This is a genomic window from Vibrio sp. 2130-1 (genome assembly GCF_033339515.1).
In genome coordinates, this window is record NZ_JAWOUT010000561.1 from 1 (window position 1) to 564 (window position 564).

1 protein-coding gene and 1 pseudogene are annotated in these 564 nt (G+C 44.0%); both read right to left on the bottom strand.

Features of this window, described 5'->3' with window-relative positions; all coding sequences use genetic code 11:
* On the bottom strand, positions 1-427 hold a 427-nt coding region (locus R7Q09_RS27390), incomplete at its 3' end, for an OmpA family protein (RefSeq protein WP_318144113.1).
* Positions 428-429: 2 nt separating this feature from the next.
* Positions 430-564 (bottom strand): annotated as a pseudogene (locus tag R7Q09_RS27395) (agglutination protein); the annotation flags it as partial.

Consider the following 564-nt stretch of genomic DNA (forward strand, 5'->3'; position numbering starts at 1 on the left):
TTCTTACGTTCTCTGCTCGGCGTTTGGAGAGATCTAAATTGTGCTCAGACCCACCTGTGCGGCTCGCGTAACCTTGTAACTCAATGGATGTGCTTGGGTATTCTTTCAAGAAATCTGAGAGTTCTCGAATCTGCTTCGCGAAAACCGGGTTGATTTCATCTGAATCATTCGCAAATAACACTCGAATTTGCATTTGTTGTGATGAGTTTGCGTAAGATCCGCAGCCATCATTATCAATTTCCGCACCTAATGGTGTGCCCGGGCATAAATCGCGCTGGTTAATGACGCCGTCGCTGTCGTCATCTTGGTGGTCGGCCCATTGATCTGCAATAGGAGTGTCGATGTAATCGTATTCGTCGCCTCGATCACTCGAAGAGCTACATGCAGCAACAACTAATGAGAGTGCAATAATAGTTATGTTTTTCATAATTAATACTCCACTTTTTCTAGCCATTCTTTCGGCATTTCGACTCTTAACGCACTCAACAATTGGCCAGTTGCGTTCATCACACGATATTTGGCATATTGCTCTGCATATTTTTTATCAAGGTAATCTTTACGCGC